This window comes from Actinoplanes sandaracinus, assembly GCF_030009775.1.
In the GTDB taxonomy this organism is placed as follows: Bacteria; Actinomycetota; Actinomycetes; order Mycobacteriales; family Micromonosporaceae; genus Actinoplanes; species Actinoplanes sandaracinus.
Map to the genome: position 1 here is coordinate 202,784 of NZ_JASCTH010000006.1, position 25,844 is coordinate 228,627.

Sequence of the window (25,844 nt, forward strand, 5' to 3'; positions counted from 1 at the left end):
ATCAACTCCGCAGTGATTCCGGGGCGTGCAACCGCAGCATGGTCGCGCCGACGTCCGGCGGCACCCGCTTCCCGGTGAGCAGCGAGACCCCGACCATGACCAGGAAGGACAGCGGCACGGTCCAGGCGGCGGGCTGCCCGACGAACTCGGCGAACGAACTCGGCAGCGGCGGCCCGAGCACGGTCAGCAGCACGGCCGCCATCGCCGCGCCGCCACCGGCGATCAGCCCGGCGATCGCGCCGGCGTCGGTCAGCCCCCGCCACCAGATGCCGAGCACCAGCAGCGGGCAGAAACTCGACGCCGCCACCGCGAAGGCCAGCCCCACCACCCGCGACACGTCCATGTCGGACACATACAGCGCCAGCCCGATCGGCACCAGCGCGGCCAGCACGGTCGCCACCCGGAAGTCGCGGACCGACCCGTTGCGGCCGGGCCGCAGCACATCCGTGAAGATCACCCCGGCCACGCTGGTCAGCAGGCCGGACGAGGTGGACAGGAACGCGGCGAGCGCGCCCGCGGTGACCAGGGCGCCGAGCAGCCGCCCCAGATGGCCGTCGCCGAGGGCGGCCTCCGGCAGCAGCAGCACCACGGCGTCGGTGTTGCCGGTCATCAGCAACTGGGGCGTGTAGATCCGGCCCAGCACCCCGTACAGCGTCGGGAGCAGGTAGAACAGGCCGACCATCGCGAGCACGACGAGTGTCGTCCGGCGGGCCGAGGCGCCGTCCGGGTTGGTATAGAACCGGACGAGGACATGGGGAAGCCCCATGGTTCCCAGGAACGTCGCCAAGATCAGCGAGTAGGTGGCGAACAGCCCTCGTTCGCCCGGCCGCAACCAGGCCGCGCCGAACTCGGCATCCACAGTGCTCACCCGGGGAACCCGATCGCCGGCGGCGAAATGCAGCGTCTCGCCGGCCTCGACCACTCTCGTGCCGTCCAGAACCGCGTCCCGCTCCACCACGACGGTGGTCGCGGCCGGGAAGACCGCACCCGCCGGCGGGGTCACCTCCGGGCGGCCGTCGGCCTGCCACTGCAGGATCAGGAAGATCATCGGTACGGCCAGAGCGGTCAACTTCAGCCAGTACTGGAACGCCTGCACGAAGGTGATCGCCCGCATCCCGCCGAACGCCACGTTCGCCGTGACCACGACACCGACGACCAGCGCGCCCCAGGCGTACGACCCCCCGGTCAGGGTGCTGAACGTGAGGCCCGCCCCCTGCAGCTGCGGCAGCAGGTAGAGACAGCCGATGAACAGCACGAACGCGGTCGCGAGCCGGCGCAGCACGGACGATCTGAGCCGCACCTGGCAGAAGTCCGGCAGAGTGAACGCGCCCGAGCGCCGCAGCGGAGCCGCCACGAACAGCAGCAGGGCCAGATAGCCGGCGGCGAACCCGACCGGGTACCAGAGGACGTCGACGCCGTAGCGGAGGACCAGTCCGGCGACACCGAGGAAGGACGCGGCCGACAGGTACTCGCCACTGATCGCGGCCGCGTTCCAGGACGGGCTCACCGAACGGGAGGCGACCAGGAAGTCCGATGTGGTCCGGGCGAAACGCAGGCCGTACGCCCCGATCGCCACGGTCAGCAGCAGGACCAGGACCAGGCCCGGCACCAGGTATGGGTTCACCGCTCCGGCCTGCGGATCAGGGCGGCGAAGTCCTGCTCGTTGCGCTCGGCCCAGCGCACGTAGGCGGCGCCCACCCCGACCAGGAACGGGAACGACAGCAGCCCGAGCAGCAGCCACGGCAGGTGGACACCGAAGACCTTGACCGCGCCGACGGCCGGGGCCGCGGCGAACAGCAGCGGCAGGGTCCCGAGGCCGGCGACCACCACCAGGGAGAGCCGCAGCGCGAGCGCCAACTGGGCCCGGACCAGGCCCTTGACCAGCGCCTCACCGACCGGGGTCTGCTCGGTGAGGTCGGCGCTGCCATGGTCGGAGGTGCCGCTGCGGGCGTCGGCCAGCACGACCCGGACGCGCGGGCGCGGAGGCGGATCGTCGACGGCCATGTCCGGCAGTCTGTCCGCCCCTGCCCGAATGTCAATACCGGTGGATCAGCTCCCCGCACCCGGCCGGATGATTCGCGGGATACTTCGCGATCAGGTCACGGGCCGTCTCGCGGGCCAGGTTCCAGCCCCGCCAGTCGTCGGCCGGCATCGACTCGCCGATCGCCGTCAGCAGGCAGTTGCGGCGTTCCGGGTCGTCCAGCCCGGCGATCGCCGGTGCGGCGTCCGGCGAGAGGTCCGCGAGGTAGCCCAGGTCGATCCGGTCGGTCCGCTGGACGTGGTTCTCCGCGATCAGGCCGTCCGGATTCGCCCCGGCCAGCCCGAGCAGGGTCAGCACACCGGCCGCGATCGCCACCCGGGGCAGCCAGGGTGCCCGGATCCGGATGCCGGCCACCAGCACCATCACCAGGACGATCCCGAACCAGGCCTCGCAGCAGGCCACCAGCAGCCGCAGACGGGTCAGGCCGTAGGCGTCGGTGTAGACGTCCATCCGGTGCAGCGCCGAGGCGACGATCACCAGGGTCAGGGTGGCCAGCGCACCGAGCACCACGCGCAGCAGGATCCGGTCGGTCTGTCCGGTCCGCGGCGCCCACCGGGCCGCGCCGGCCAGCACCACCAGGGTCAGGCCGGTGACCGCGCAGAGCTCGAAGAAGCCGCTGCGGGCGTACTGGGCGTAGGCGAGCCCATCGGTCTCCACCACGTGCTGATCGCCACCGAAGAGGACGGGCAGCTGGACCGTCACGAACGCGGCGAAGAGGAGCACCAGCAGGCCGAGCGGGACCGCCCACTCCACGCGGCCGACCTTACGGCCCTCGGTGCGGTCCAGTCTCCCGGTCGCAGGCGGGGCGGCACGCAGGAACGCGGCGGCGGTGAGCAGTGGGGCGGTGACCGCCGAGACGAACACCCAGCGGCCGATCGTGACGACGTCGAGGTCGGGAACGGCCGCCTCGAAGATCCGGGCGAAGGCGGCGTCGGCCGAGACGAACAGCGCGCCGAAGACGGTGAGCAGCAAGACCGACACCGCGATGGTGGCCAGCACCCGGACCGGGGCGCCGTTGTGGCCCCGGCCGCGCAGCCGGGCCGCCCCACGAGCCAGCCAGAGTGCGCCGCGCGTCGCGGCCGCCGGGGCCAGAACGTGCGTGACGGCGATCGAACGCAGCGAGCGGCCGGACGACAGCGCCAGCGCGGTGGTGAGCGTGGCGGTCAGCAGGCAGAGCGCGAAGAGCCAGCCCGCCGCCCGGAAGGTGCCGGTCGCGAGGAGCGCGACGGTGGCCGCGGCCCACAGGAACCTGTCCCGGGTGCCGACGTCCACGGGCCGCTCGACCAGCGCCGGAACCGCGTCGGGAGAGCGGACCGTCCGGGCCACGACCAGGGCCGCGGTGCCGGCCAGCGCGGTGACGAACCAGCCCAGACCGGCCCGGTCCAGGGGGATGCTGAGAGCGGCGATCAGGGTGGCGGCGAAGACGGCGATCACCGTTGCCGGCGACGCCGGCCGCCCCGGGCCGGGCCAGAGCCGGACCCAGGGACTGAGCGCGGGCCACGGGCCGTGCAGATTCGCCGGCTGCTTGGACGCCAAGGAGGTCGGTGCTGTCGACAAAGGAGTCACCTCAGACCGCTGAGAGGGGAAGTCTTACCTGGATGTGGCACCCGCGCCGGTCGTCCGGCTCGACCACCGCGATGGAGCCCCGGTGCAGCTGCACCACCCAGCGGGCGATCGCGAGGCCCAGCCCGGTGCCGCCGCCGGTGGCGCGCTCGCCCCGGGTGAAACGCTCGAAGACTCGCTCCCGCTCCGCGGCCGGGATGCCGTCGCCCTGATCCATGACGGTCACCACCACGTGGTCGTCGTGGCGTTCGGCGCGGACCGTGACGACGCCGCCGCGCGGGCTGTGCCGGGCCGCGTTGTCCAGCAGGTTCGCGAACACCTGATGCAGGCGTTCCCGGTCGCCGGGCACCACCAGGTGCGGCGCCGCCACCTCGAACCGCACGTCATGGCCGCTGCCGCCGGCGTTCACCGTCGCCTCCCGCACCACCCGGTCCAGGAAGACCGGCACGTCGATCGGGTCGCGGCGCATCGGCACCACCCCGGCGTCCAGCCGGGACAGGTCGAGCAGGTCGGTGACCAGGCGGCTGAGCCGTTCGGTCTGGGTCAGGGCGGTCCGCATCGTCTCCGGTTCGGCCGCGGCCACCCCGTCGACGATGTTCTCCAGCAGGCCACGCAGCGCGGTGATCGGCGTACGCAATTCGTGCGAGACGTTCGCGATCAGCTCCCGTCGCTGCCGGTCGGAAGCCGCCAGGTCGGCCGCCATCTGGTTGAACGCCGTCGCGAGCTCGCCCACCTCGTCCTGGGACCGGGTACGGATGCGACGGGTGTAGTCGCCGCGGGCCATCTCCCGGGCGGCGACCGTCATCTCCCGCAGCGGCACGGTCGCGCCGTGCGCCATCACCTGCAGGGTGACCAGGCCGAGCGCCGCGGCGATGGCGATCCACAGCACGTCGACCCGGTAGAAGTCGATCCTCCACAGGAACACCAGCAGACCGACGCCGCCGGCGAACCCGAGAGCCAGCGACAGCTTCGCCTTGATCGAGCGGACCGGGTCGAGCGGCCGGGGCAGCCACGCGAACAGCGGCGCCACCAGATTGTGGATCCGCGTCATCAGCCAGGCGCTCACCGGTCCACCTCGAGGGCGTACCCGACGCCGTGAACCGTGCGGATCAGGTCCGCACCCAGCTTGCGCCGCAGCCCTTTGATGTGGCTGTCCACCGTCCGGGTCCCCGAGGTGTCCGCCCAGCCCCACACGTCGGCCAGCAGCCGCTCCCGGGGAAGTACCGTCCGGGGCCGCCCGGCCAGGTGCACCAGCAGGTCGAACTCGGTCGGCGTCAGGTGCACCTCCACGCCGTCGCGCAGCACCCGCCGCTCCGCCTGGTTGATCTCCAGGGAGCCGAGCCGCAACGCGGGCGCTGGCGGCGGGGCGGCGGCCTTCTCCGCCCGTCGCAGCAGGGCGTGCACGCGGGCCGCCAGCACCCGCATCGAGAACGGTTTGACCATGTAGTCGTCCGCCCCGACCGCGAGCCCGACCAGCTGGTCCGTCTCGTCGTCGCGGGCGGTCAACATCAGCACCGGCACCGGTCGTTCCGCCTGGATCCGGCGGCACACCTCCAGGCCGTCGAAGCCGGGCAGCATCACGTCGAGGACCATCAGGTCCGGCGGGTTCTGCCGGACCGCCGCGACCGCGCCCGGCCCGTCCCCGACCACCTGCACGAGGAAACCCTCGGCACGCAGACGGGCTGCCACCGCGTCAGCGATGGCCCGCTCGTCCTCGACGACGAGAATCCGCCGTTCGATCGTCTCCACGCTCCTGGCACCTCTCCGTCGACCCCTGGTCGCCGGCCGGTGCGCCCCCGTGACTCACCGGCCGGTGGCCAGGAGCTTATTGACCGCCTGCGTAGAGGCGGCGGTGGAGTTGTGAACAACCTGTGGAGGTGATCCTCTGCCCATACGAGCACCCGTGACCGGGAGCGGTCCCGGGGTTGGCAGGAAATGGGGAGAGCCCTGTGGATAACTCTGTGGAGAAGCCGTCAGGGCTGTGGATAAACGTGTGGATTCAACGAATCCAGTCGTGCTTGACGGCCCGGATCAGGCGATCCTTCAGCTCACGGGTGTGCCGTCGGCTGACCGGCAACTCCACCCCGTCGACCGCCACCACATAGCCCGAGCCGGTCAGCCGAAGCTCGGTGACCAGGCGCAACTGCACCAGATAGGAGCGGTGGATCCGGACGAAACCGGCGTTGGCCCAGCGCTCGGCGAGGGTGGAGAGTGAAACCCGGACCAGATGGGAGGCGTCCCCGGTGTGCAGCCGGGCGTAATCACCCTGCGCCTCCACCCACCGCACCGAGGAACGCGGCAGCATCCTCGTCGTGCCGGCCAGCTCCACCGGAATGGCCGGCTCGTCCGCCGGAACCGCCGGCGCCGGCGCCGCGCGCAGACCCGCCACCCGGCGCAGCGACTCACCCAGCCGCTCGGCCCGCACCGGCTTGCGCACGTAGTCGGTCACACCCAGGTCGAACGCGTCCACCGCGCCGTCGTCGTAGGCCGTCACGAAGACGATCGCCGGCGGCTGCGCGAACCGCCGCAGGATCCGGGCCAGTTCCATCCCGTCCAGGCCGGGCATCCGGATGTCCAGGAAGACCGCGTCCACCTCGGTGTCCCGGAGCACCCGCAACGCCTCGGTCGCGTCGCCGGCCCGGTGCACATGCGCCACCCGGTCATCGGCGTTCAGCAGGTAGGCCAGCTCATCGAGGGCCGGAGGCTCGTCGTCGACGGCCAGAACGACGAGACTCATGCCCGTACCTGGGGATGGAACTTCGGCACCCGCATGCTCACTTTCGTCCCCGACCCGAGAGCGGTCTCCACCACCAGGCCGTTGTGGTCGCCGAAGACCGATCGCAGCCGCTCGTCCACATTCACCAGGCCGACGTGCTGCCCGTCGTCGGAGTCCGATCCGTCCCGCGCGAACACCGCCGGATCCATGCCCACCCCGTCGTCCTCGACCGTGATGTGACACTCGGCTCCGGCGTCACGGGCCTCGATGCTCACCCTACCGACGCCCGGCTTACGGGACAGGCCGTGCCGGACCGCGTTCTCCACCAGCGGCTGCAGGCACAGGAACGGCAGGCCGACCGGCAGCACCTCGGGCGCGATCTGCAGCCTGACCTGCAGCCGGTCGCCGAACCGGGCCCGCTCGATGGTCAGATAGCGGTCGATCGAGCGCAACTCCTCGGCAAGCGTCGTGAACTCGCCGTGTGCCCGGAACGAGTAGCGGGTGAACTCGGCGAACTCCAGAATCAGCTCGCGGGCCCGCTCCGGGTCGGTGCGCACGAACGAGGCGATCGCGGTCAGCGCGTTGTAGATGAAATGCGGGCTGATCTGGGCACGCAGCGCGCGCACCTCGGCCCGGGCCAGCCGCTCCCGCGACGAGTCCAGCTCGGCCAGCGCCAACTGCGATCCGGCCCAGCGCGCCGCCTCCAGCGTCGCCTGCACCAGACCCGGCGCCGGCTGGCCGTCGGCCACCGCGACCAGCGCGGCCTCAGCCGCACCCCCGGGCCCGGTCAGCGGCGCGACCACCGCGCCGCGCACCACACAGTCCACCCGGTCACAACCCAGATCAGAGGCGTTGAGTACGACCGAACGCTGCGTCTTCACGGTGCGCCTGGCCGCCGCGACGAGTTCGTCCTCGTGGTGGGCGCCCCGGCCGTCGTACGCCAGGCAGCGGTCCCCGTCGACGATCGCCAGCCCGACCGCCCCGACCAGCACCCGCAGATGCCGGACCGCCTTCCCGGCCGTCGCCGGGGTCAGGCCCGCCCGCAGCGGCTCGGCCGCGAGAGCGGCAGTGTGCAGCACGTCGTAGGTGGCTCGCTGCATCGCCGTGGCGATCCCGCGCCGGGCCCGCAGCCGCAGAACCGCCACCACAGCCGCCGCCAGCGCGGCGAGCACAGCGACCACCGCCACCGCACTGCCCACCTGACCGGCCACCCCGCGATCCTTACGGGTGCGCCACGTCGCGTCCAGCCCTAGTAGGCGCCCTTGCGTTTGAGGACCACCCAGATGGTGCGCCAGAGGATGCTCAGGTCATAGGTGAGCGACCAGTTGTCGACGTAGTAGAGGTCGAGCCGGACCGCCTCGTCCCAGGACAGTTCGGACCGTCCGCTCACCTGCCACAGACCCGTCATGCCGGGCCGCACCAGCAGGCGCCGGCGGACGTCACCGAGGTAGTCGCCGTCGTCCGCGGGCAGCGGGCGGGGACCGACCAGGGACATCTCGCCCTTGAGCACGTTGATCAGCTGGGGCAGTTCGTCCATCGAGGTGGCGCGCAGCTTCGCCCCGAACGAGAAGATCCGGGGGTCCTGCTTCATCTTGAAGAGCATGCCGTCGGTCTCGTTGAGCTCCGCCAGCGTGGCCTTGCGTTCCTCGGCGTCCACGTACATGGTCCGGAACTTCCAGACCTTGAAGGTGCGCCCGTCGTGGCCCACCCGGGTCTGCCGGAAGAACACCGGGCCGGGGTCGGACAGCCGGATACCGGCCGCGATGAACAGCAAGACCGGGCTGATCATCAGCAGGCCGAGGCCGGCGGCGACCCGGTCCATCAGGTTCTTGGCCAGCCAGCCGGGGCCGGAGAGGGTCGGTTCCTCGACGTGCAGCAGCGGCAGGCCCTCGATCGGGCGGATGTGCACGCGCGGCCCGGCGATGTCGGTCAGCTGCGGCGCGACCACCAGGTCCACGCCGGTGCCCTCCAACTGCCAGGCCAGGCGGCGCAGCTCACCGGGCTCGGCGCTGGCCGAGCCGCAGACCGCGATCGTGTCGGCGCCGACCTCGCGGACCAGGGAGAGCACGTCGCGGCCGGCGTACACCGGAACCGGGGTCTCGATGCCGCGGGCGGCGGCGTAGCCGTCGGTGAGGTGGATGGCGACCGGGATGAGGCCGGCGGCCGGGCTGCGGGTGACCGCGGTGTAGACCTCCAGCGCCTCCGGCAGCGTGCCCACCAGTACCATCCGGTGTGCGCCGTGGCCGGTGTGACGCCGGGTCAGGTGCAGGATCTGCCGGGCGGCGGCCCGGCCCATCAGCAGCAGGACGAGGGCGCTCAGCGACACCGTGGCGACCGTCCCGCGGGACAGATCCGCCTTGGTGGCGAACGCGAGCAGCGAGACGGCGGCGACTACGGTGACCGAGGTCCGCAGGACCCGCTTGAACTCTTCGCTGCCCAGGCCGAGGTAGCGGCGGTCGTAGGTGCCGTTGGCCCAGAGCAGGACCAGCCAGCCGAGCGGCAGCACGAAATAGGCGAAGAAATTGAACAGGTCCGTGCCGTCGAGGGAACCCCAGGTCCGGTTCTGGAAGCCGGCCTGCGACTTCTCCAACGAGCTCGCGATGTAGCTGGCGCCGAGCGTGGAGAGCATGTCGAGCACGATGAGCATGAGCGTGTACGGCCGGTGCCAGCGGGACACTCTGCGGTTCGGCCGGCCCCAAGCGTTTCGGGGCACCCCGTTGCTCGGTGGCTGCTCCTGCCACTCGAAGCTGTCGTACCGCACGGGTTCGCTCCGGCTGCTGTTGGTGGTTGGGCGATGCAGGCTAGTGGTCACTCCGCCTACGTCCTCCCGCATCCGGAAAAAGATTACGCACCGCCACGACCTTGGTGTCGTCGGAGGGTCCGCCGATACCCGTTCGCGTCATAACGGTTGCCAGGGACCGGGCCACTATACCGATGGATCGGCCGCAGAGAAGGTGACGTGACGGCGGCAATCGAGATGTATACGCACAGTCATCGCTCGGTGGCAGGTTATCGGACCAGCTTGGACAGCCGGCGGTCCGCGAGCGGTTTCCCTCCGGTTTGGCAGGTCGCGCAGTACTGCAGGCTCTTGTCCGCGAACGACACTTCGCGGACCGTGTCGCCGCAGACCGGGCAGGGCAGGCCGGTGCGGGCGTGCACCCGCATCCCGGCGCGTTTCTCACCCTTGAGCTCGGCCGCTCTCTGCCCGACCGAACGCTCGACCGCGTCCGTCTCGATCGTCCGCATCGCTTCGTACAGCGCGGTGATCTGCTCGTCGGTGAGTTTTCCGGTGAGAGCGAAAGGGGACAGTCGCGCCGCGTGCAGGATCTCGTCGGAGTAGGCGTTCCCGATTCCGGCGAGCACCTCCTGATCGACGAGGACCCCCTTGATCTGTCCTTTGCGCCCGCGGATCCGGGTGGCGAACTCCTCCGGGGACACGGCCAGCGCGTCCGGGCCGAGGCGCGCCACACCGGGCACCTCGGACGGGTCGCGCACCAGGTAGGCGGCGAGGGACTTCTGCGTGCCGGCCTCGGTCAGGTCAAACCCGGAGCCGTCGTCGAGCCGCACTCGCACCGCGATCGGGCCGCTGCCCGGCTTCAGCGGGGCCGGCGACTTGAACGCGTCCCGGTAGTGCAGCCACCCGGCCCGCGCCAGGTGCACGATCAGCCGCAGGTCGTCGCCGAGACCGACGTCGAGGAACTTGCCGTGCCGCCCGGCGCCCGTCACGGGCAGGCCGGCGACGGCGGCGGGCGCCGGATCATAGGTCTTCAGCGCGCTGAAGGAGGCGACTTCGAAGCGTTCCACGGTGCGGCCGACGGCGCGCTCACGCAGGTAGGCCGCGAGCGCCTCGACCTCGGGGAGTTCGGGCACCTTCCCACGGTAGCGTTTTCCACCGCCGGCGAGGAGAGAGCGCGGTTCGCGACCATTAGGCTCCGACCATGAAGGTGGTGGTGGCTCACAACCGGTACCGCGAGGCGATCCCCTCCGGCGAGAACGTGATCGTCGATACGGAGATCGGCCAGCTGCGGGCGGCGGGCGTCGAGGTCGAGGCTTTCCAGCGCAGTTCCGACTCGATCGCCTCCCTGTCGGCGGCGGGCAAGGCGCTGCTGCCGATCTCCCCGGTCTACGGCGCGCCGGCCCAGCGCGACCTGGCCCGGCTGCTCACCGGGTTCCGGCCGGACGCGCTGCACCTGCACAACCCGTACCCCCTGCTCTCGCCGTGGGTGATCCGGACCGCGCACGCGCACGGCGTTCCGGTGGTGCAGACCGTGCACAACTACCGGCAGGTCTGCTCGTCCGGGCTGTACTTCCGCGACGGCCACAACTGTCACGACTGCCGGGGCAAGCTGGTGGGCTGGCCGGCGGTGAAGAACCGCTGCTACCGGGGCTCCGCCGCGCAGAGCGCGATCATGGCGACCACGCTGGCCGTGCACCGGCCGACCTGGCGCTCGGTCGACCGGTACATCGCGCTCACCGACAAGATCGCCGCGCACCTCGCGGACTACGGCATCCCCGCCGACCGCATCGTCGTCAAGCCGAACGGGCTGCCCGACCCGGGCGCTCCCGCCCCGCTCGGTGACGGTTTCCTCTACGGCGCCCGGCTCTCCCCGGAGAAGGGCCTCGGCCTGCTGCTCGACGCGTGGCGACGGCATCCCGACGGCAGCCTCGGCCCGCTGCGCATCGCCGGCGACGGCGAGCTGCGACCGCTCGCCGAGCAGGCGGCCCTCGAACGTTCCGACATCACCTACCTCGGCCCGCTGGACCGGGCCGGCATGATCGCCGCCCGCCAGGTCTCAGCCGTGGTCGTCGCCGTCCCCACCTGGGAAGACGTCCTGCCTACGGTGATCCTCGAGGCGATGTCGTCCGGGCGTGCGGTTCTCGGCACCGCGGTCGGCGGCATCCCCTACATGGTCGGCACCGGCGCGGACGCGGCCGGCTGGCTCGCTGCGCCGGATCCGGCCGCCCTCGCCGCCGCGCTCCCGCTCGCCCGCGCGGGCGCGGCCGCCGCGGCCTCCGCCGCGCGATCCCGCTACCAGCGGCATTTCCATCCCGACGTGCTCACACCCCGGCTGATCTCCGTCTACGCCGACATGTCCCGCCACGCCCACCGATAACCCCAGCGGCGTACGCCGTGAGCCGCCCCCGCAGCCCCGACCACGCCCAACAAGCCCCCCGAGCCGTAGCCGGGGTGTGTTGCGGGGCCGCAGTGGTGCGGCTGGGCGACGGCTGGCCGGCGGGACGGGCTGGGCGGAACGGGGCTGGGCTGGGCTCGGCTGGGCGGGGTCACCGCCGAAACGGCTCGCCGTGACTCACATGCCGGTTGTGGGGGGCTTGAGCGCCGCCCGGCCGGCGAAGGCGATGCTCGCGGCGAGGAAACCCCCGTTGACCAGCGTGAACAGGGCGACGAACCACACCGCCCACTGCGGGGCGACGGTGAGGACGACACCCGCCAGGGCGACCACGGCGCCGTAGTCGCGGACCAGCTTGACCACTCGCACCGGCAGGGACGAACTGGTGACCATGCTCGCCGCCTGGCTGCCGGTCTGCATCACCGAGGTGACCAGGTTGACCATCCAGGTGGCGGCGAAGGCGGCCAGCAGCCACGCCGGGGTGGCCGGTTCCTGGGCCTTGGCGGTCGCGGCCAGTGCCGCGACCAGGGAGGACTGCACGGCGACGTCGCAGAGCACGTCGAGGCGGGCGCCGGCCGGACTGGCCTGGCCGGTGACCCGGGCGAGCTGGCCGTCGGAGCAGTCGAAGGCGTACGCCAGCTGCCAGCCGATCAAGGCGAGCAGCCCGACCGGCGCCGCCCACAGGCTGCCGTCGGCGACCGGGCCGGCGGCGGCGATCACGACGAACGAGACCAGGCAGCCGAGTCCCAGGTTGAAGATGGTGAGCACGGTCGGGGACAGGTGCCGTTTGTGGGCGCTGACCGCGATCCGGGCGCCGATCCGCTGGCTGATGCCCTCGCTGAACAGGCCACCGCCCCGGTTGACCGCGTAGTAGTCGGCGGCGGTGGGCGTACCGCGGAAGGGTGTGCCGGAATCGGAGGAGGGACCGCCGGCCGCCGGCGGCGGGGAACCGGCCGCGTGGCCGGGCGAGGCTTGGCCGGAGGCAGGGATGCCGGATGCCTGGCCGGATGCCGGGTGGTCGATGCGGGTGACGCTGACCGGAGGCGGAGCCGCCCCGGACCGCGCCGCCGGTGGCCGGCCGCCCTCGGTGGCGGAGCGGCCGGAGCCGGAGGCCGGGTCAGATTTTCGCGAGAACATCGTCGTATTCGGCCAGCTTCTGCCGGATCTGCTCCGGCGTCAGGGCAAGGTGTTCCAGGATGGTGTAGCGGTCCGGCCGGGTCCGCGGCGCGAACTCGACGACCTGCACGAACTGCTCGACCTTCAACCCGACATCGGACGGGGTACGGGGCAGCTGGTGCCGGGCCAGGCAGTCGGACATCTGCTTGAGCCGTCGCTCGTCACCGCGCAGGAACGTGCAGAAGAGCGCGCCCATGCCGGCCAGTTCGCCGTGTGATGCGGTGCCGGGGAACAGTGCGTCGGTGGCGTGCATGATCTCGTGGCAGCCGCCGCTGCACGGGATGCTGGTGCCCGCGACGGCCATCGCCAGCCCGCTGGAGATCAGGGCGTCGGCGAGGGTGGTGACGAACGCGTCGTCGGTCATGTCGCCCGGCATGGCCAGGACTGCCTCGGCGCCCATCCGGGACAGTGACGCCGCGAGGCCGTCCACCGTCTCGCCGCGGATCTGCCGGCCCAGTTCCCAGTCGGCGAGCGCGCTGATGTTGCTGACCACATCACCGATGCCGGCGCGGTTGACCCGCTCCGGGCCGCTTTCGACGAAGTCCAGGTCGACGATGACGCCGAACGGGATGTGCACTCCGTAGGAGCCTTTGATCCCGTCGTTGACCAGGCTTGCCACCGGGGAGGCGATGCCGTCGTTGGCCAGGCTGGTCGCCACCGACACCATCGGCAGGCCCCAGCGGCTGGCCGCGTACTTCGCCGTGTCGACGGTCTTGCCGCCGCCGATGCCGACGACCGCGTCGTAGTGACCGCTGCGGAGTTTCGCCGCCAGGTCGAGGGCGGCGTCCAGGGTGCCACCGCTGGTGACGAAGACCTCGGCGGAGTTGAGAGAGGGGCGGATCAGATCGACGATCTGTTCGCCCAGCCCGGGTCCGACCACGACGGCGACGTCGCCGCCGGCCGAGATGCGGCCGTCCGCGAGGATCTTGCCGAGGTCGGCGACCGCGCCCCGCCGCACCTCGATGTGCAGCGGGGTCTGGACGCTACGGGCTAGTAGCGGCATGCGATCTCCCGGGCCTTCGCCAGGTCCTCGTGGTTGTCGACCTCGACCCAGGACACGTCGCCGATCGGCGCGCCGCGGACCTCGCCGCCGCGGTTCGCGAACTCCTGGAAGCCGTCCTCGTAGAACTGGTTGGGGTCCCGCTCGAACGTCGTCTTCAGCGCGTCGGCCAGCTTGCCGGCCGCGGACGCCTCGATGATGTTGGCGCCGATGTACTCGCCGTACGCCTCGGCCGGGTCCATCAGCTTCGTGATTTTGGTCAGCTGGCCATCTTCATTGAAGACGGTCTTCATCTCCTCGTCAGCCAGCTTCTTAACAGTGTCGAGAGCGAGGAGGATGCTCGGGCCGCGCTTGGCCAGCAGGGTGTGTTCCACGCTGACCGGGTGGACGGTGTCGCCGTTCACCATGAGGGCGCCCTGGGCGAAGTGGTCCCGGGCGAGCCACAGGGAGTAGGCGTTGTTCCACTCCTCGGCCTTGTCGTTGTGCACCAGGGAGATGTTCACGCCGTACTTCTGCTGGAAACCCTCGACGCGCTCCTCCACCTCGACGGCGCGGTAGCCGACGACGATGGTCACCTCGGTCAGGCCCGCGGCCGCGAGGTTGCGGAGCGAGATGTCCATGATCGTGGTCTCCCCGTCCACGGGGACAAGCGCCTTCGGGAGCGTGTCCGTGTACGGGCGCAGCCGGCGCCCGGCCCCGGCGGCGAGTACCAGTCCGATCATGGGGTGGTTCCTTCCAGCGATGTGAGGGGTGCCCAGCGAGGATAGCGGCATGTGTCCCACCCGTAGGACTCGCGAGGGGCACACGGAAAATGGTATAGACCCGGCTTCTAAGCTGTGGGGCATGACCGCTGAGCAGCTGATCTCCTTTGCCCGTGGCGCTCCGTCGCTGGACATCGTCGACGTCGAGGGGCTGAAGGCCGCCGCCGCGCGCGCCTTCGACGCCGACCCTGCCGGGGTGACCGCGTACGGCACCTCCGTCGGTTATCTCCCGCTGCGGAAGTGGATCGCCGACAAGCACGACGTCTCCGCCGACCAGGTCATCGTGACGAACGGCTCGCTCCAGGCCGACGCCTTCCTCTTCGGCCACCTGGTCAAGCCGGGCGACGACGTGGTGGTGGAGAAGCCGACGTACGACCGGACGCTGCTCAACCTGCAGAACCTGGGCGCCAAGGTGCACCAGGTCACGGTCCAGCCGGACGGCGTCGACGTCGACGAGCTGCGTGCGCTCCTCGAGTCGGGGGTGCGGCCGAAGCTGGCCCACATCATCCCCAACTACCAGAACCCGGCCGGTGTCACACTCTCGGAGGCCAAGCGCCGGGCTCTGCTCGCCCTGGCCGCCGAGTACGAGTTCCTCATCTTCGAGGACGACCCGTACGTGGACATCCGGTTCCGTGGCGAGCCGCTGCCGTCGATGCTCTCGCTGGACTCCGACAACCTGGTCGTGCACGCCTCCAGCTTCACCAAGACGGTGTGCCCCGGCGTCCGTGTCGGTTACCTGGTCGGCCCGGCCGCGCTGATCGACGCGATCGCGAAGAAGGCGACCAACCTGTACATCTCCCCCGGCATGGTGTCCGAGGCGATCGTCCACCAGTTCTGTGTCTCCGGCGACATCGAGAAGTCGGTGCGGACGGTCAGTGCCGCGCTGGGTGAGCGCGCCCGGGTTCTGGCCGAGTCGATCCGCAAGTACATCCCCGGCGCCACCTTCACCGAGCCGGACGGCGGCTACTTCCTCTGGGTGGATCTGCCGTCCGACGTCGATGTGGACAAGCTCTTCCCGGCCGCGATGAAGAAGGGTGTCGCGGTCGTCAAGGGCAGTGACTTCCTGCTGGAGGGCGGCAAGAGCTCGCTGCGCCTGGCGTTCTCCGCGGTCACCGTCGACCAGATCGACGAGGGCGTGCGACGGATCGCCGAGGCGATCGAAGAGGTACGCGGCTGACCCCATGCGCCGGGTGGGTGGTCACCCACCCGGCGCGGGTACCCTCGGTTGGTTTGTCGTCGGCGGGGGAGGTTGGCATGACGGAACGCTCGTGGACCAGAGGCCGGCCTCTGGGAAAGGTGTGGGCGGACCGGATGCGAGGTCTCCTCAACACCGGCGATCATCCGGGCCAGCAGGGCTTCGCTCGCACCGGCGCCAGTGCGGTGGTGGACTGCGGTGTCTACGCCGACGGCAAGCGCATGCCGGGTGACTTCACCCCGGATCAGGCGCTCGAGGAGGCGCGCGGCCGGGAGGGTGCCTTCGTCTGGCTGGGCCTGCACCAGCCGTCGGAGCCGGAGATGACGGCGATCGCCCGCACCTACGGCCTGCACGAGCTCGCGGTGGAGGACGCGGTCAAGGCCGAGCAGCGGCCCAAGCTGGAGCAGTTCAACGCGGTCCACTTCCTGGTGCTGCGCACCGCGCGATACGTGCCGCATCAGGAGCTGACCGAGAGTTCCCAGGTGGTCGAGACCGGCCAGATGATGATCTTCATCGGGGAACAGTTCGTCATCACGGTCCGGCACGGCGACGCCTCCGAGCTGGCGCCGGTCCGCGCCGACCTGGAGACGCAGCGGGGCGCGCTGCTGGAGCAGGGACCGTGGGCGGTGGCGTACGCGGTCACCGACCGGGTGGTCGACCACTATCTCGATGTGGCCGACGACTTCGAGGCCGACCTGGACACCATCGAGGAGGGTGTGTTCTCCCGCGAGCGCAGCGCCCCGATTCAGCAGGTCTACCAGCTCAAACGGGAGCTGGTGGAGTTCCGCCGGGCGGTGGTCCCGCTGCAGCGGCCGCTCGCGGCGATCACGTCGAGTCAGGGCGTGGTGCCCAAGGAGATCCGGCGCTACTTCCGCGACGTCCAGGACCATCTGACGCGTACGGTCGAGCAGGTCTCCTCCTACGACGACCTGCTCAACTCGATCCTGCAGGCACGGCTGGCGCAGGTGACCGTCGACCAGAACAACGACATGCGCAAGATCGCCTCATGGGCGGCCATCGCCACGGTCTGGACCGCGTTCGCCGGCGTCTACGGGATGAACTTCAAGTACATGCCGGAGACCCAGTGGAAGTACGGGTACCCGGCCCTGGTCGCCCTGTTGGTGCTGATCACCGTGTTGCTCTACCGGGCTCTGCGACGCAACGGGTGGCTCTGACCCCCACCACAGAGAAGCGGGGCTCTAGAGTGTCGGGGTGCCGTCGCGTCAGGATGAGCTGCACTCCTATCAATACTCGGTGCAGCGTGTGGTGGCGGCGCTGGTGTCACACGACCCGGACCCGCATCGTTCGCCGCTGCGCCGCGCCGGTGTCACAGCCCTGGTCGGCCTGCTGGTCGCCGCTCTCACGGTCGGCGGTTTCGCGGTGTACGGCGTCTTCACCGGCCACAGCATGGCCGAGGCGAACGACCCGAACTCGGTGCTGGTGGAGAAGAAGACCGGCGCGCGGTACGTCTATCTGGAGTCGGACGGCAAGCTGCATCCGGTTCTCAACTACACGTCCGGTCTGCTGCTGGCCGGTGGGACGGCGCCCGCGCTGAAGAACGTTCCGGCCGAGAAACTGGCCCGGATGCCGCTGGGGGAGCCGCTCGGCATCCCGGAGGCGCCGGACTCCCTGCCGGCGGCCAAGAGCCTGCTCGCCGGGGCCTGGTCGGTGTGCAGCGACACGGCGGGCGGCCGGCCGCGCAGCACGCTGCTGGTCGGGAGCACACCGTCCGGCGGGGCGGCGCTCTCCGGTGGCCTGCTGGTGCGGGATCCGTCCGGGCGTACCCATCTGGTCAACGGTTCGCAGCGGCATCTGTTGCCCGCCGCCGACGTCGACACGATCCAGCGTGCCCTCGGCTGGTACGGCACCCGTCCCTGGGTCGTCTCGACCGCCTGGATCGACGCGGTCCCGGCGGGCGCCGACCTGGCCCCGCCCACGATCCCGAACCTGCGGAAGACCTCGGTGATCGCCGGTCGCCGGGTCGGTCAGGTGCTCACCGGCGACGGCAAGAGTTTCGCGGTCGTCCTCAGCGACGGGATCGCCCCGCTCACCGAGTTGCAGGCCAAGCTTCTGGCCGGCGCGACCGCGACGCCGATCAGCGCCGGCATCGACCTCATCGGGCTTCCGGGGTCGAAGAGCGGGCTCAGCGGCTCGGCCGAGGGCCTGCCCGCGAGTGTCCCCGCGCTGGCGGAGGCGCCGGCGAGCGCCTGCGTGACGCTGCCGGGCGACGGCATCAAGATCAACCCCACCATCCCCGCCGGTGTGGCTCCGCCCGGCGCGGCCCACGTCGACCTGGTGCACGTGGCACGGGGTAAGGGCGCCGTGGTGGAGGCCACCGCGTCACCGGACGCGCCGGCGGACAGCGGCACGGTGAGTCTCGTCACCGACTCCGGCCGACAGCACGCCTTGGCGAGCCGCGACCTGCTGGGCCGGCTGGGGTACGCGAGCGTGCGCCCCACGCGCATTCCGGCACAGCTGGTCGCGTACTTGCCTGCCGGGCCGGCCCTGGATCCTGTCCGGGCCGGCCGGCGTTGACGGATTACCGGGGTTCCTGCTTGCTCTGCTCGCTCATGGTGCCGTTGGACGTGGTGTAGACGGTCGGCTCGATCGGCTCGAAGGCCGCGTCGTCGGCTCCGGTGCGGGCAGTGGGCTCGTACTCGTCCCACTGCGCGTCACGGCGACGGCGAGCGATGTAGGCGGCGCCCACCCCGACCGCGGTGCCGATCAGCGCGTAACCGGCGAGCTTGCTCGCCCGGCCCTTCTTGCGCCCGGCCGACTTCTCGGCCTTCTTCTGCAGCTTGCCGGCCATCTTCTTCTCGGCCTTGGCCTGCTGCTTGATCTCCTTGCGGGTGGCCTTCTTGGCCGTCTTGCCGGCCTGCCGGACGTTCTCCGACGCGGTCACCAGCGCGGCGAGCGCGCTGTCCCAGCTCTGTGAGGCGGCGTCCCGGGCCGCGGTCGCGGCCGGCTGGACCCGGTCCTTGGCGGCGTTGATCCTGGGTGTGACGGTCGCGCTGGTCTCGGTTGCGGCGATCGAGGCCGCGCGCTTGAGATGATCAACGCTCTGGCCGAGCTCGTTGCGCATGCGCGCTTTCCGGCTCCGACGACGAATCGTTGCGAACACCAGTGCCCACCTCCTGTGGTCTTCTTCAGGCCATGTTGCCTTCTCGGGTACCCCCGCGCGGCCGGATCCATCACATGGGGGAGGATCCGAATTGCACGAGAACAGCCCATCACGCAGACGGGAGTACCCGTGGCAGAGAACCTTTACGCCACCCTGCACACCAATCACGGCACGATCCGGGTGCAGCTCTTCCCGGATCACGCTCCGGCGACGGTCCGGAACTTCGTGGAGCTGGCCGAGGGCACGAAGCCGTACACCGACCCGCGCACCGGTCAGCCGGGCAGCGGGCCGTACTACGACGGCACCATCTCGCACCGGGTCATCCCCGGTTTCATGGTCCAGATGGGTGACCCGACCGGCACCGGCCGTGGTGGCCCGGGCTTCCAGTTCGCCGACGAGTTTCACCCGGAGCTCTTCTTCGACCGCCCGTACCTGCTCGCCATGGCGAACGCCGGGCCGGGCACCAACGGCTCGCAGTTCTTCATCACGGTCGGCCCGACGCCGCACCTGAACCGCCGTCACACGATCTTCGGCCAGGTCGCGGACGAGCAGTCGGCGAAGGTCGTCGACTCGATCGCGAACACCCCGACCGGTCCGGGCGACCGTCCCCGCGAGGACGTCGTCATTCAGCGCGTGGAGATCGAACGCGCCTGACCTCTCAAGGTACCTTTGGTGCCATGAGTGAGGCTCCGTCGACGGCTCCGGTGTGCTATCGGCACCCGTCGAGGGAGACGCTGCTCTCCTGCAGCCGGTGTGATCGTCCGATCTGCACCAGCTGCATGAACGACGCAGTCGTCGGCCACCACTGTCCGGACTGTGTCAAAGAGGGCCGCCGCAGTCAGCGGCCGGCGCGCACCGCCTTCGGCGGGAGCCGCGCCGGCCGGCTCGGCTACGTCTGTCAGGCGATCATCGCGGTCAACGTGCTGTTCCTGATCGCCTCGGCGATCCTCGGCGGCCCACAGGCGATCGCCGGCGGTGGCGGCTGGTTCGGCCTGCTCGGCATCGGCACCCCGGTCACCCAGTGGGGTGCGGTGCTGGGCTATGCGGGCTACGGCGGCGAAATCCACGGCGTGGCCTCCGGCGAGTGGTACCGACTGGTCACCGCGATGTTCATCAACTACGGCGCGGTGCACCTGCTGCTCAACATGTCGCTGGTGGCCACGATGGGCCGCTATCTGGAGCGGCAGCTCGGGCCGGCCCGTTTCCTCGCGCTCTATCTGCTTGCCGGCTTCGGCGGAAACGTCGCGGCCTACGTCTTCCAGCCACCGTTCGGGCAGTCGGCGGGCGCCTCGACGGCTACCTTCGGCCTGATCATCGCGGTCATCGTGATCAACAGGCGGATGGCGCTCGACGTCGGCCCGGTGATGCCGCTGCTGATCACCAACCTGCTTTTCACCTTCACCGTGCCGGGCATTTCGGTGGCCGGTCACCTCGGCGGCTTGGCGGTGGGCGCGGCGGCCGCCGCCGTGCTGGCCTACGCCAAGATGCCACGGCGCGCACTCAAACAGGTGATCGGCCTGGTGGCGGTGCTGCTGCTGATCCTCGCCGCGGTGGTGCTGCGGACGATGGCGTTGCTCAACATCTACGGCTGACTGTGACTTCAGCTGACCGTGCGCAGGTCGGCCAGGGCGAGCGCCACGTCCTCCGGTATCGCGCCGAGCTGGTTCGCGCTCAGCAGATAGACGGCGTCGCCCGCGTCGATCTCCAGCAGTTCGCTGCGCAGGCCGCGGCGGGTGCCGGTCTCCACCCGTACCGTCTCGATCTGGGACCAGGGCAGACGGCGGCGGCGAGCGAAACCGGCGAGCACGGTGACGCCATCGGCGTCCGCCGCCAGGCGGACCGGGATGAGCAGGTCGCGCAACGCCCAGGCGACGATGCCGGCGGTGACGACGGCGGCGAGCGCCCAGCGGGACAGGTCGTCCGGGGCGAACCCGGCGACCAGCACCGGAAGGGCGGCCGCGCCGATCAGTTTCGCCACCGGGAGAACCGGCCTGACTCGCCACTGCATCTCATCACTATCGCAGAATGGCCGGCCCCACTATCACACCGCCGTTGTAATCCGATATTCAGTCGTCGACGCCCGCCTCTTCCTTCGTTTATCCCCCGTTAACACAGCATGGACGTGTTCTTGAGTACGTTCCACCCCGCGGCCGAGGCAGCCGCGGCCCTCCCGGTCGCGAACCGGCACCTCCCGATCTTTCGTAACTGCGTGGACCCCGACGATCCCGCGGTCCTGGTGGCCCGCTGCGTCCGGCCGGGGGCGCCACTCTCCGGGGACTGGATCCTGCTGCTGACCGGGCGCCGTCTGGTCGTCACCCAGGAGACCCGGCCACTGCACCGGCTGCGGCTTCACCTCAACGCCAACCTGCGCCTCCTGAGCAATGTGACCTGGCGTCTGGACCTGTCCAAACCGGGCATCGAGCTCGCTCTCAACGCGATGGACGGGGTGCGCGAGCGGTTCCGGATGCGCCTGGGCGACTCGGAGACGGTGTGGCGGGTCGAGTCGCTGCTGCGCGAGGGCTTCTTCGCCCCCCGAACGGTCTACGCCTGAGCCCCGCTCAACCCAGGAACTCACTGATCGAGCGGCGCAGGCCGGCCGGATCCAGGCCGTGGGCGCGGGCGTGGTCACGCCAGTGGCCGTACCGGCGGACCTCGGTGCGGCCGGCGCCCAGATGCAGGGACCGGTGCGGAAGCCCGTTCAACGCCTCGCTGACCAGCCGGGCCGAGGTTCCCGCGAGGTACGGCTCCACGACGATCACCTCGGCTTCCGCCAGAACCCGCAGCCCGTCGGTGTCCAGGGGCCGCGGGGTGTTCGTGTAGGCCACCGTCACGTCCATGCCCTCGGTGGCCTCCAGGACCGGGTCGAGCATCGGTCCCACCGCGACGACCAGCGGACCGCCCCGGCGCAACACCCGCAGGTTCGCGCCGTCGAGGTGGGCCCTGCGGTTCTCCTGCACGGAGAGACGCACGTAGACCCGGTCGTCGTGCCGGGCCGCGTCGCGCAGCAGGCCGGGCACCTCGTCACGGTGGCCGGGCACGTGCACGGTCCAGCCGTCGAGGGTGTCCAGCAGCGCCACGTCACCCGGTGACTGGTGGGTGTAGCCCTCGGCCGCTGCGTCGTAGGATCCGCCGATGCTGACCAGCACCGCGCCCACGTCCTGGTGCGCGAAGTCCAGCTTGATCTGCTCATAGGCCCGGTCGATCAGGAACGGCGCGTACGAGTGCAGGTAGGGACGCATCCCGGTGAGTGCCAACCCGCCGCCGACGCCGGCCATCAACTGTTCCCGGATCCCGACGTTGAGCACCCGGTCCGGGTGCCGACGGTGCGCCTCGGTGAACGAGCTGGCCGAGATGTCGGCGAGCACCAGCGCGGTACGCGGGTCCTCGTCCAGCAGCGCGGTGGTGGTCGCGACGAACGCCTCTCGCATGGTTCAGCTCTCCTTCGACTCGACGGTGGCGACGACCAGGTGCGGCCGTCCGGTGACGCGCAGGGCCCGCTCGATCTCGTCGTGGTCGTGCCCGTTCACCACGGACACGCTCCAGTTCGGGAACCGTGCCGGGATGTCGCCGGGCCACCCGTGGGTGGCCGACCGGTTGTCGATGACGATCGCGGTGAGCGGCAGGCGGATCGCGGCCGCGTAGGCGATCGCCTCGTGGTTCGAGCCCTCGTCCAGTTCCGCGTCGCCGAGCAGCACGAACGTCCGTGCCGTGGTGAGGCCCTGGGCGCGCAGGCCGAGCGCGGTGCCGACGGCCAGGCCCAGCCCGTGCCCCAGCGATCCGGTGCCGACCTCGACGCCGGGGATCAGCACCCGGTCCGGGTGGTGCCCGAGCGGGCTGTCCCATCCGCCGAGGTCGTCGAGCCACTCGACGGGGATGAAACCCTTGGCGGCGAGGACCGCGTAGTAGGCGGCCGGCCCGTGGCCCTTGGAGAGCAGGAACCGGTCGCGGTCGGGCTCCTCGGCGGTCTCCGGCGTGATCCGTAGCACACGGTCGTAGAGGACCCAAAGAACGTCCAGTGTGGAGTGGGCGCTCGGCGCGTGTTTCTCGTCACCGGTGATTCGCCTGAGCAGGTCATGTACGGGATGTCTGGGTGTCGCGATCACGGTCATGTGCCTAGGCTGCAACTTGAAGTGCACTTCAACTCAAGGAGCATGATGGAGACGCTCACCATCGGCGAACTCTCCGCACGGAGCGGGGTCGCGCCGTCGGCGCTGCGCTTCTACGAGCGGGAGGGCTTGATCCACGCCTCGCGCACCAGCGGCAACCAGCGGAGATACGACCGGGCCGAGCTCCGCCGGGTGGCCTTTATCAAGATCGCGCAGCAGGTCGGGGTGTCCCTCGACGAGATTCGTGAGGCCCTCGCCTCCCTCCCGGAGAACCGCACGCCCACCAAAGCCGACTGGTCCCGGCTCTCCGCCCGCTGGCGTTACCGCCTGCAGGAGCGGATCGGCGTCCTGGAGCGGCTGCGCGATCAGCTGTCCGGCTGCATCGGCTGCGGCTGCCTTTCCCTGCAGCGGTGCAAACTGGTCAACCCGAGCGACCGGCTCGCCGCCGTCGGCGCCGGCCCGCAACGCATCCTCAACCCACCGATGGACTGACCGAGCCCGCGGGCAGGAAGCCAGGGGCACGCGACCGCGTGCCCCGGCTGCGGATCCGAGGGCTCACCAGGGCGGTGAGTACCAAGGGTTGACCATTCCGCCGTTCATCGTCCCGACCTGGGTGGTGCCGCCGCCTCCGCTGGAGCCGCCGCCGTTCGACGACGATCCGCCGTTCGACGGTGCGTTACCGCGGTTCTTGGCCTTCAGATCGTGGATGTACTGGACGAGGATCGGATCCCTCGTGCGTTCCTTGCAGTTGCTGGTCTGTCCCCGCTCCACCATGTACGCGTTGTGCACCCGCTGTTCCTCGGTGAGCTCATCGCAATAGGGCCGGGTGTCGTACTCATAGATCTGGTCGAGGATCTTGCCCTTGACGTAATCCGGGACCTTGTTCTTGGCCATCTTCACGCCGCCGTCCCAGACCTCCTTCGAGGTGGGAAGGACGTAGTCGGTCCAGGGGATCTGGACCCCTCCCGCAGTCGGCAGACTCGGCTGTCGGATCTGAGGCGTGGGCGTCTGAGGCAGGCTGATCTCGGGCGCCTCCGGAATCACCTGGCCGACATCGGAGATGCTGGTCGGCCCGGGGACGCCGCCACCGCCTCCGGTATTCCCCTTGAAGGGATCCAACTGGGATAGATCCGTGTCCAAGGGGTCGGAAACATTGACGTCGGGCGTGTTGTCCTCGATGAACTGCTGACCCTGGTCGACGACCTTTTTGCAGAATGGGCAGGGGTCGCCGCTGTCCGCTGCCGCAGCCGGTCCCGGCCCTGATGTCACGCCGGCTGCGAGGCCTATGCCGAGTATTGTCAGCCTGGCCATCCTGTTCATGTTCGTTCCTCCCATCCAGTAGTGAATTTCTCCCACGAGAGCGAACCACGCCGGCATTCAGCGCGAACCGTGTTTCGACGGAAGTCGGCCGTTCGGCCAGGTCGTTCGGCGTTCGCGACCGACTCCTCGACTTACTCAAGAGCCTGCGGCGCCGTTGGCCAGGCGAAACGCTGTATCTGATCCTGGACAACTTCGCGGCGCACAAGCAGCCGAGCGTCTGGGCTTGGTGCGCCGCGAACGCCGTCGAGCTCGTCTTTCTGCCGACCTACAGTTCCGGGCTGAACTGGATCGAAGCGGAGTTCGCCGCCCTGCGCTACTTCGCGCTCAACGGCACCGATCACCAGTAACACGCCGAGCAGGACGCCGCGATCGGTGACTACATCCGCTGGCGCAACCAGCGAGCCCGACCGAAACCGGATACGCGACCAACTCCAAGATCCGCCACCCGGATTACCCCTTCAAGGCCGCATGACGAGGCACTAGTCGTGTCCTGCGGATTAATCTGATCAACCTGAGTTCAAATGCCTGGTCTGGGCCATGACGGGTCGATGTAGAAGGAGAGGATATGATCATCCGAATCTTGCCGAGGTCGTATCCCGACCCCAAGACTGGGAGTGGTGTCAGTTCCAGCCCAAATCGACGAACCGCCCTCATGCGCGAACGGTTACGGGTAACCTAACACTCGCGAATTCTTGATCTCTGTGTTGAATCGGGGAAAGGCTTTGAAAGTGAACCGTAAAGCTCTTGCGGCTGCCGCAGGACTCGTGTTTTCGACGATCCCCGGCATGCCTTCCCATGCTGGACCGCAGGTCATCTCTCAGCCCGGACCTATCGAAGAATATTCCGGGGTTACCCCCTTGCCGTGCGCAACAGGCACAGCATCCATTCTTCAGCCGGGCCCGAAGGTCAACTTAATCGTAACGAATGAGTCATCATCGGGTATCTTCCTGAGGTACCGCACCACAAGCGGTGAAATAAAAATCTCGAAAATGAGTTTGATCAGGTCCGGTGAAAGCGGCAGTGCCACGCCGGACAGGGGGCGGATCTATGAGATTCACACAGTTAACGATCGCTGCCTTGCGTCGTTCATGATAAATTCCAAAGCGGAGATTGCAACCGTTGTCTATAGATGATTCACAGAATAAACGCCATTTTGGGTACGGCGCTAGATTGCCGCGGGGTCAAATGCGCCTCCCTCTATCGGTCAATGCTGTAGTCCATCGGTGCTTTGCTCTAGTGCCTCGTCTTCGAACGTTGGCCGTGTAATTTATCGGTTCTGATCGGGTGTCGGGCAGGCTCTTCCTCTCGCTGTCTGTGTCCGCCCAAGGCCAGCCCGCGGCGGACATCGCGTACCTGCTTCGCGGCGAACAGGCCCGCCGCACCGTCAGCCGCGTACCGGCGCAGCCACAGATCCACCGTCGGCCGCGACACCCCGGCCAGCACGGCGATGTCCTTCTTCATCCGGCCCTCGGCATGCCACAACACGATCCGCGCCCGCGTCCCGACCGCCGCCGACACCTCCGAACTCGTCGTCAGCGCCCGCAGCTCAGCATCCTGGTCAGCCGTCAACTCCACCCAGGCAGCCAACCGCACCAACATCCCGTGAAGGCAACAGAATCACGGTGCGCTAGCGGAGATCGATGAGCAGGGTGAACGCTGAGGGCTCGTGGTCGCACTATGGTCGCGACGAATGAGATCAAGCGATGTCCAGTGATC

At 69.8% G+C, this 25,844-nt stretch carries 28 protein-coding genes; 10 read left to right on the forward strand and 18 right to left on the reverse strand.

Features of this window, described 5'->3' with window-relative positions:
* Position 1: 1 nt before the first annotated feature.
* The 9 genes from QLQ12_RS11310 to QLQ12_RS11350 form a co-directional block, all read right to left on the reverse strand.
* Entirely contained in the window at positions 2-1,624 is a 1,623-nt protein-coding gene (locus QLQ12_RS11310) for a sodium/solute symporter (protein WP_282759233.1), read from the reverse strand.
* Positions 1,621-2,004 carry a DUF485 domain-containing protein gene (locus tag QLQ12_RS11315; RefSeq protein WP_282759235.1) on the reverse strand — a complete coding sequence of 128 codons (384 nt, stop codon included), beginning with the start codon at positions 2,002-2,004 and terminating at the stop codon, positions 1,621-1,623. The genes QLQ12_RS11310 and QLQ12_RS11315 overlap by 4 nt, the downstream gene beginning before the upstream one ends.
* Positions 2,005-2,035: 31 nt before the next feature.
* Positions 2,036-3,598, reverse strand: coding sequence for a DUF4153 domain-containing protein (locus QLQ12_RS11320; RefSeq protein WP_282759236.1), 1,563 nt, complete (start codon positions 3,596-3,598; stop codon positions 2,036-2,038).
* 10 nt (positions 3,599-3,608) lie between these two features.
* On the reverse strand, positions 3,609-4,655 hold the full coding sequence (locus tag QLQ12_RS11325; protein ID WP_282759401.1) for a HAMP domain-containing sensor histidine kinase: 1,047 nt from the start codon (positions 4,653-4,655) through the stop codon (positions 3,609-3,611).
* An 11-nt stretch (positions 4,656-4,666) separates the two neighbouring features.
* Positions 4,667-5,353 carry a response regulator transcription factor gene (locus tag QLQ12_RS11330; protein WP_282759237.1) on the reverse strand — a complete coding sequence of 229 codons (687 nt, stop codon included), beginning with the start codon at positions 5,351-5,353 and terminating at the stop codon, positions 4,667-4,669.
* 250 nt (positions 5,354-5,603) lie between these two features.
* The gene (locus tag QLQ12_RS11335; protein ID WP_282759239.1) at positions 5,604-6,341 is read right to left on the reverse strand and encodes a LytR/AlgR family response regulator transcription factor; all 738 of its coding nucleotides are present in this window, start codon (positions 6,339-6,341) and stop codon (positions 5,604-5,606) included.
* Positions 6,338-7,531: a sensor histidine kinase gene (locus tag QLQ12_RS11340; RefSeq protein WP_282759241.1), complete on the reverse strand. Its 1,194-nt coding sequence runs from the start codon at positions 7,529-7,531 to the stop codon at positions 6,338-6,340. Before QLQ12_RS11340 ends, QLQ12_RS11335 begins: the two co-directional genes overlap by 4 nt.
* 38 nt (positions 7,532-7,569) lie before the next feature.
* Complete coding sequence (locus tag QLQ12_RS11345) at positions 7,570-9,153, reverse strand: sugar transferase (RefSeq protein ID WP_282759242.1); 1,584 nt, start codon at positions 9,151-9,153, stop codon at positions 7,570-7,572.
* A 176-nt stretch (positions 9,154-9,329) separates the two neighbouring features.
* Positions 9,330-10,190, reverse strand: a complete 861-nt coding sequence (locus QLQ12_RS11350) for an Fpg/Nei family DNA glycosylase (RefSeq protein WP_282759244.1) — start codon at positions 10,188-10,190, stop codon at positions 9,330-9,332.
* 68 nt (positions 10,191-10,258) lie between these two features.
* Between QLQ12_RS11350 and QLQ12_RS11355 the strand changes: the two genes are divergently transcribed.
* Entirely contained in the window at positions 10,259-11,434 is a 1,176-nt protein-coding gene (locus tag QLQ12_RS11355; RefSeq protein ID WP_282759245.1) for a glycosyltransferase, read from the forward strand.
* A gap of 195 nt (positions 11,435-11,629) precedes the next feature.
* Here the strand turns inward: QLQ12_RS11355 and QLQ12_RS11360 are convergent, their stop codons facing one another.
* From QLQ12_RS11360 to QLQ12_RS11370, 3 genes are all read right to left on the reverse strand, one after another.
* Positions 11,630-12,295, reverse strand: coding sequence for a CDP-alcohol phosphatidyltransferase family protein (locus QLQ12_RS11360; RefSeq protein WP_328518273.1), 666 nt, complete (start codon positions 12,293-12,295; stop codon positions 11,630-11,632).
* Between the two features lie 271 nt (positions 12,296-12,566).
* Positions 12,567-13,628 (reverse strand): iron-containing alcohol dehydrogenase family protein, encoded by a 1,062-nt coding sequence (locus tag QLQ12_RS11365; protein ID WP_282759246.1) that lies wholly within the window; start codon positions 13,626-13,628, stop codon positions 12,567-12,569.
* Positions 13,616-14,347 (reverse strand): phosphocholine cytidylyltransferase family protein, encoded by a 732-nt coding sequence (locus QLQ12_RS11370; protein ID WP_282759248.1) that lies wholly within the window; start codon positions 14,345-14,347, stop codon positions 13,616-13,618. The genes QLQ12_RS11365 and QLQ12_RS11370 overlap by 13 nt, the downstream gene beginning before the upstream one ends.
* Before the next feature lie 121 nt (positions 14,348-14,468).
* On the opposite strand from QLQ12_RS11370, the gene QLQ12_RS11375 reads away from it, so the two are divergent.
* Genes QLQ12_RS11375 through eccB form a run of 3 tightly spaced genes read left to right on the forward strand, consistent with a single transcriptional unit; the run spans position 14,469 to position 18,116 of the window.
* Positions 14,469-15,563, forward strand: a complete 1,095-nt coding sequence (locus tag QLQ12_RS11375) for an aminotransferase-like domain-containing protein (protein WP_282759249.1) — start codon at positions 14,469-14,471, stop codon at positions 15,561-15,563.
* 17 nt (positions 15,564-15,580) lie between these two features.
* Entirely contained in the window at positions 15,581-16,756 is a 1,176-nt protein-coding gene (locus QLQ12_RS11380) for a magnesium and cobalt transport protein CorA (RefSeq protein ID WP_407651459.1), read from the forward strand.
* A gap of 37 nt (positions 16,757-16,793) precedes the next feature.
* Entirely contained in the window at positions 16,794-18,116 is a 1,323-nt protein-coding gene (gene eccB / locus QLQ12_RS11385) for a type VII secretion protein EccB (protein WP_282759252.1), read from the forward strand.
* A 4-nt stretch (positions 18,117-18,120) separates the two neighbouring features.
* On the opposite strand, the gene QLQ12_RS11390 is transcribed toward eccB, so the two are convergent.
* On the reverse strand, positions 18,121-18,663 hold the full coding sequence (locus tag QLQ12_RS11390) for a hypothetical protein (RefSeq protein ID WP_282759253.1): 543 nt from the start codon (positions 18,661-18,663) through the stop codon (positions 18,121-18,123).
* 168 nt (positions 18,664-18,831) lie between these two features.
* On the opposite strand from QLQ12_RS11390, the gene QLQ12_RS11395 reads away from it, so the two are divergent.
* Entirely contained in the window at positions 18,832-19,356 is a 525-nt protein-coding gene (locus QLQ12_RS11395) for a peptidylprolyl isomerase (RefSeq protein WP_282759254.1), read from the forward strand.
* 23 nt (positions 19,357-19,379) lie between these two features.
* On the forward strand, positions 19,380-20,294 hold the full coding sequence (locus QLQ12_RS11400; protein ID WP_282759256.1) for a rhomboid family intramembrane serine protease: 915 nt from the start codon (positions 19,380-19,382) through the stop codon (positions 20,292-20,294).
* 8 nt (positions 20,295-20,302) lie between these two features.
* Here QLQ12_RS11400 and QLQ12_RS11405 read toward each other — a convergent pair whose 3' ends face one another.
* Complete coding sequence (locus tag QLQ12_RS11405) at positions 20,303-20,710, reverse strand: PH domain-containing protein (RefSeq protein WP_282759258.1); 408 nt, start codon at positions 20,708-20,710, stop codon at positions 20,303-20,305.
* A gap of 114 nt (positions 20,711-20,824) precedes the next feature.
* On the opposite strand from QLQ12_RS11405, the gene QLQ12_RS11410 reads away from it, so the two are divergent.
* On the forward strand, positions 20,825-21,253 hold the full coding sequence (locus tag QLQ12_RS11410) for a hypothetical protein (protein WP_282759259.1): 429 nt from the start codon (positions 20,825-20,827) through the stop codon (positions 21,251-21,253).
* Positions 21,254-21,260: 7 nt separating this feature from the next.
* Here the strand turns inward: QLQ12_RS11410 and QLQ12_RS11415 are convergent, their stop codons facing one another.
* A complete protein-coding gene (locus QLQ12_RS11415; protein WP_282759260.1) occupies positions 21,261-22,130 on the reverse strand; it encodes a transketolase family protein in 870 nt (289 codons plus the stop codon).
* A gap of 3 nt (positions 22,131-22,133) precedes the next feature.
* Positions 22,134-22,811, reverse strand: coding sequence for a thiamine pyrophosphate-dependent enzyme (locus QLQ12_RS11420; RefSeq protein ID WP_282759261.1), 678 nt, complete (start codon positions 22,809-22,811; stop codon positions 22,134-22,136).
* Positions 22,812-22,853: 42 nt separating this feature from the next.
* Between QLQ12_RS11420 and soxR the strand changes: the two genes are divergently transcribed.
* Positions 22,854-23,300, forward strand: coding sequence for a redox-sensitive transcriptional activator SoxR (gene soxR / locus QLQ12_RS11425; protein ID WP_282759262.1), 447 nt, complete (start codon positions 22,854-22,856; stop codon positions 23,298-23,300).
* A 63-nt stretch (positions 23,301-23,363) separates the two neighbouring features.
* Here soxR and QLQ12_RS11430 read toward each other — a convergent pair whose 3' ends face one another.
* Complete coding sequence (locus QLQ12_RS11430; protein ID WP_282759411.1) at positions 23,364-24,128, reverse strand: hypothetical protein; 765 nt, start codon at positions 24,126-24,128, stop codon at positions 23,364-23,366.
* Here QLQ12_RS11430 and QLQ12_RS11435 point away from each other — a divergent pair.
* Both QLQ12_RS11435 and QLQ12_RS11440 read left to right on the forward strand, forming a co-directional pair.
* Positions 24,071-24,475 carry a transposase gene (locus QLQ12_RS11435; RefSeq protein ID WP_282759263.1) on the forward strand — a complete coding sequence of 135 codons (405 nt, stop codon included), beginning with the start codon at positions 24,071-24,073 and terminating at the stop codon, positions 24,473-24,475. The two genes, QLQ12_RS11430 and QLQ12_RS11435, sit on opposite strands and share 58 nt — an antisense overlap.
* A 381-nt stretch (positions 24,476-24,856) precedes the next feature.
* Complete coding sequence (locus QLQ12_RS11440; RefSeq protein WP_282759264.1) at positions 24,857-25,261, forward strand: hypothetical protein; 405 nt, start codon at positions 24,857-24,859, stop codon at positions 25,259-25,261.
* A gap of 100 nt (positions 25,262-25,361) precedes the next feature.
* Here the strand turns inward: QLQ12_RS11440 and QLQ12_RS11445 are convergent, their stop codons facing one another.
* Positions 25,362-25,727 carry a helix-turn-helix domain-containing protein gene (locus QLQ12_RS11445; RefSeq protein ID WP_282759265.1) on the reverse strand — a complete coding sequence of 122 codons (366 nt, stop codon included), beginning with the start codon at positions 25,725-25,727 and terminating at the stop codon, positions 25,362-25,364.
* Positions 25,728-25,844 lie beyond the last annotated feature (117 nt).

Bases quoted from the DNA above. Each gene is read 5' to 3' on its own strand.
- QLQ12_RS11315 (WP_282759235.1), bottom strand. From the start codon at position 2,004: ATGGCCGTCGACGATCCGCCTCCGCGCCCGCGCGTCCGGGTCGTGCTG.
- QLQ12_RS11325 (WP_282759401.1), bottom strand. From the start codon at position 4,655: ATGACGCGGATCCACAATCTGGTGGCGCCGCTGTTCGCGTGGCTGCCC.
- QLQ12_RS11335 (WP_282759239.1), bottom strand. From the start codon at position 6,341: ATGAGTCTCGTCGTTCTGGCCGTCGACGACGAGCCTCCGGCCCTCGAT.
- QLQ12_RS11345 (WP_282759242.1), bottom strand. From the start codon at position 9,153: ATGCGGGAGGACGTAGGCGGAGTGACCACTAGCCTGCATCGCCCAACC.
- QLQ12_RS11355 (WP_282759245.1), top strand. From the start codon at position 10,259: ATGAAGGTGGTGGTGGCTCACAACCGGTACCGCGAGGCGATCCCCTCC.
- QLQ12_RS11365 (WP_282759246.1), bottom strand. From the start codon at position 13,628: ATGCCGCTACTAGCCCGTAGCGTCCAGACCCCGCTGCACATCGAGGTG.
- QLQ12_RS11370 (WP_282759248.1), bottom strand. From the start codon at position 14,347: ATGATCGGACTGGTACTCGCCGCCGGGGCCGGGCGCCGGCTGCGCCCG.
- QLQ12_RS11375 (WP_282759249.1), top strand. From the start codon at position 14,469: ATGACCGCTGAGCAGCTGATCTCCTTTGCCCGTGGCGCTCCGTCGCTG.
- QLQ12_RS11390 (WP_282759253.1), bottom strand. From the start codon at position 18,663: ATGCGCAACGAGCTCGGCCAGAGCGTTGATCATCTCAAGCGCGCGGCC.
- QLQ12_RS11400 (WP_282759256.1), top strand. From the start codon at position 19,380: ATGAGTGAGGCTCCGTCGACGGCTCCGGTGTGCTATCGGCACCCGTCG.
- QLQ12_RS11405 (WP_282759258.1), bottom strand. From the start codon at position 20,710: ATGCAGTGGCGAGTCAGGCCGGTTCTCCCGGTGGCGAAACTGATCGGC.
- QLQ12_RS11415 (WP_282759260.1), bottom strand. From the start codon at position 22,130: ATGCGAGAGGCGTTCGTCGCGACCACCACCGCGCTGCTGGACGAGGAC.
- QLQ12_RS11420 (WP_282759261.1), bottom strand. From the start codon at position 22,811: ATGACCGTGATCGCGACACCCAGACATCCCGTACATGACCTGCTCAGG.
- soxR (WP_282759262.1), top strand. From the start codon at position 22,854: ATGATGGAGACGCTCACCATCGGCGAACTCTCCGCACGGAGCGGGGTC.
- QLQ12_RS11435 (WP_282759263.1), top strand. From the start codon at position 24,071: ATGTCACGCCGGCTGCGAGGCCTATGCCGAGTATTGTCAGCCTGGCCA.
- QLQ12_RS11430 (WP_282759411.1), bottom strand. From the start codon at position 24,128: ATGAACAGGATGGCCAGGCTGACAATACTCGGCATAGGCCTCGCAGCC.
- QLQ12_RS11445 (WP_282759265.1), bottom strand. From the start codon at position 25,727: ATGTTGGTGCGGTTGGCTGCCTGGGTGGAGTTGACGGCTGACCAGGAT.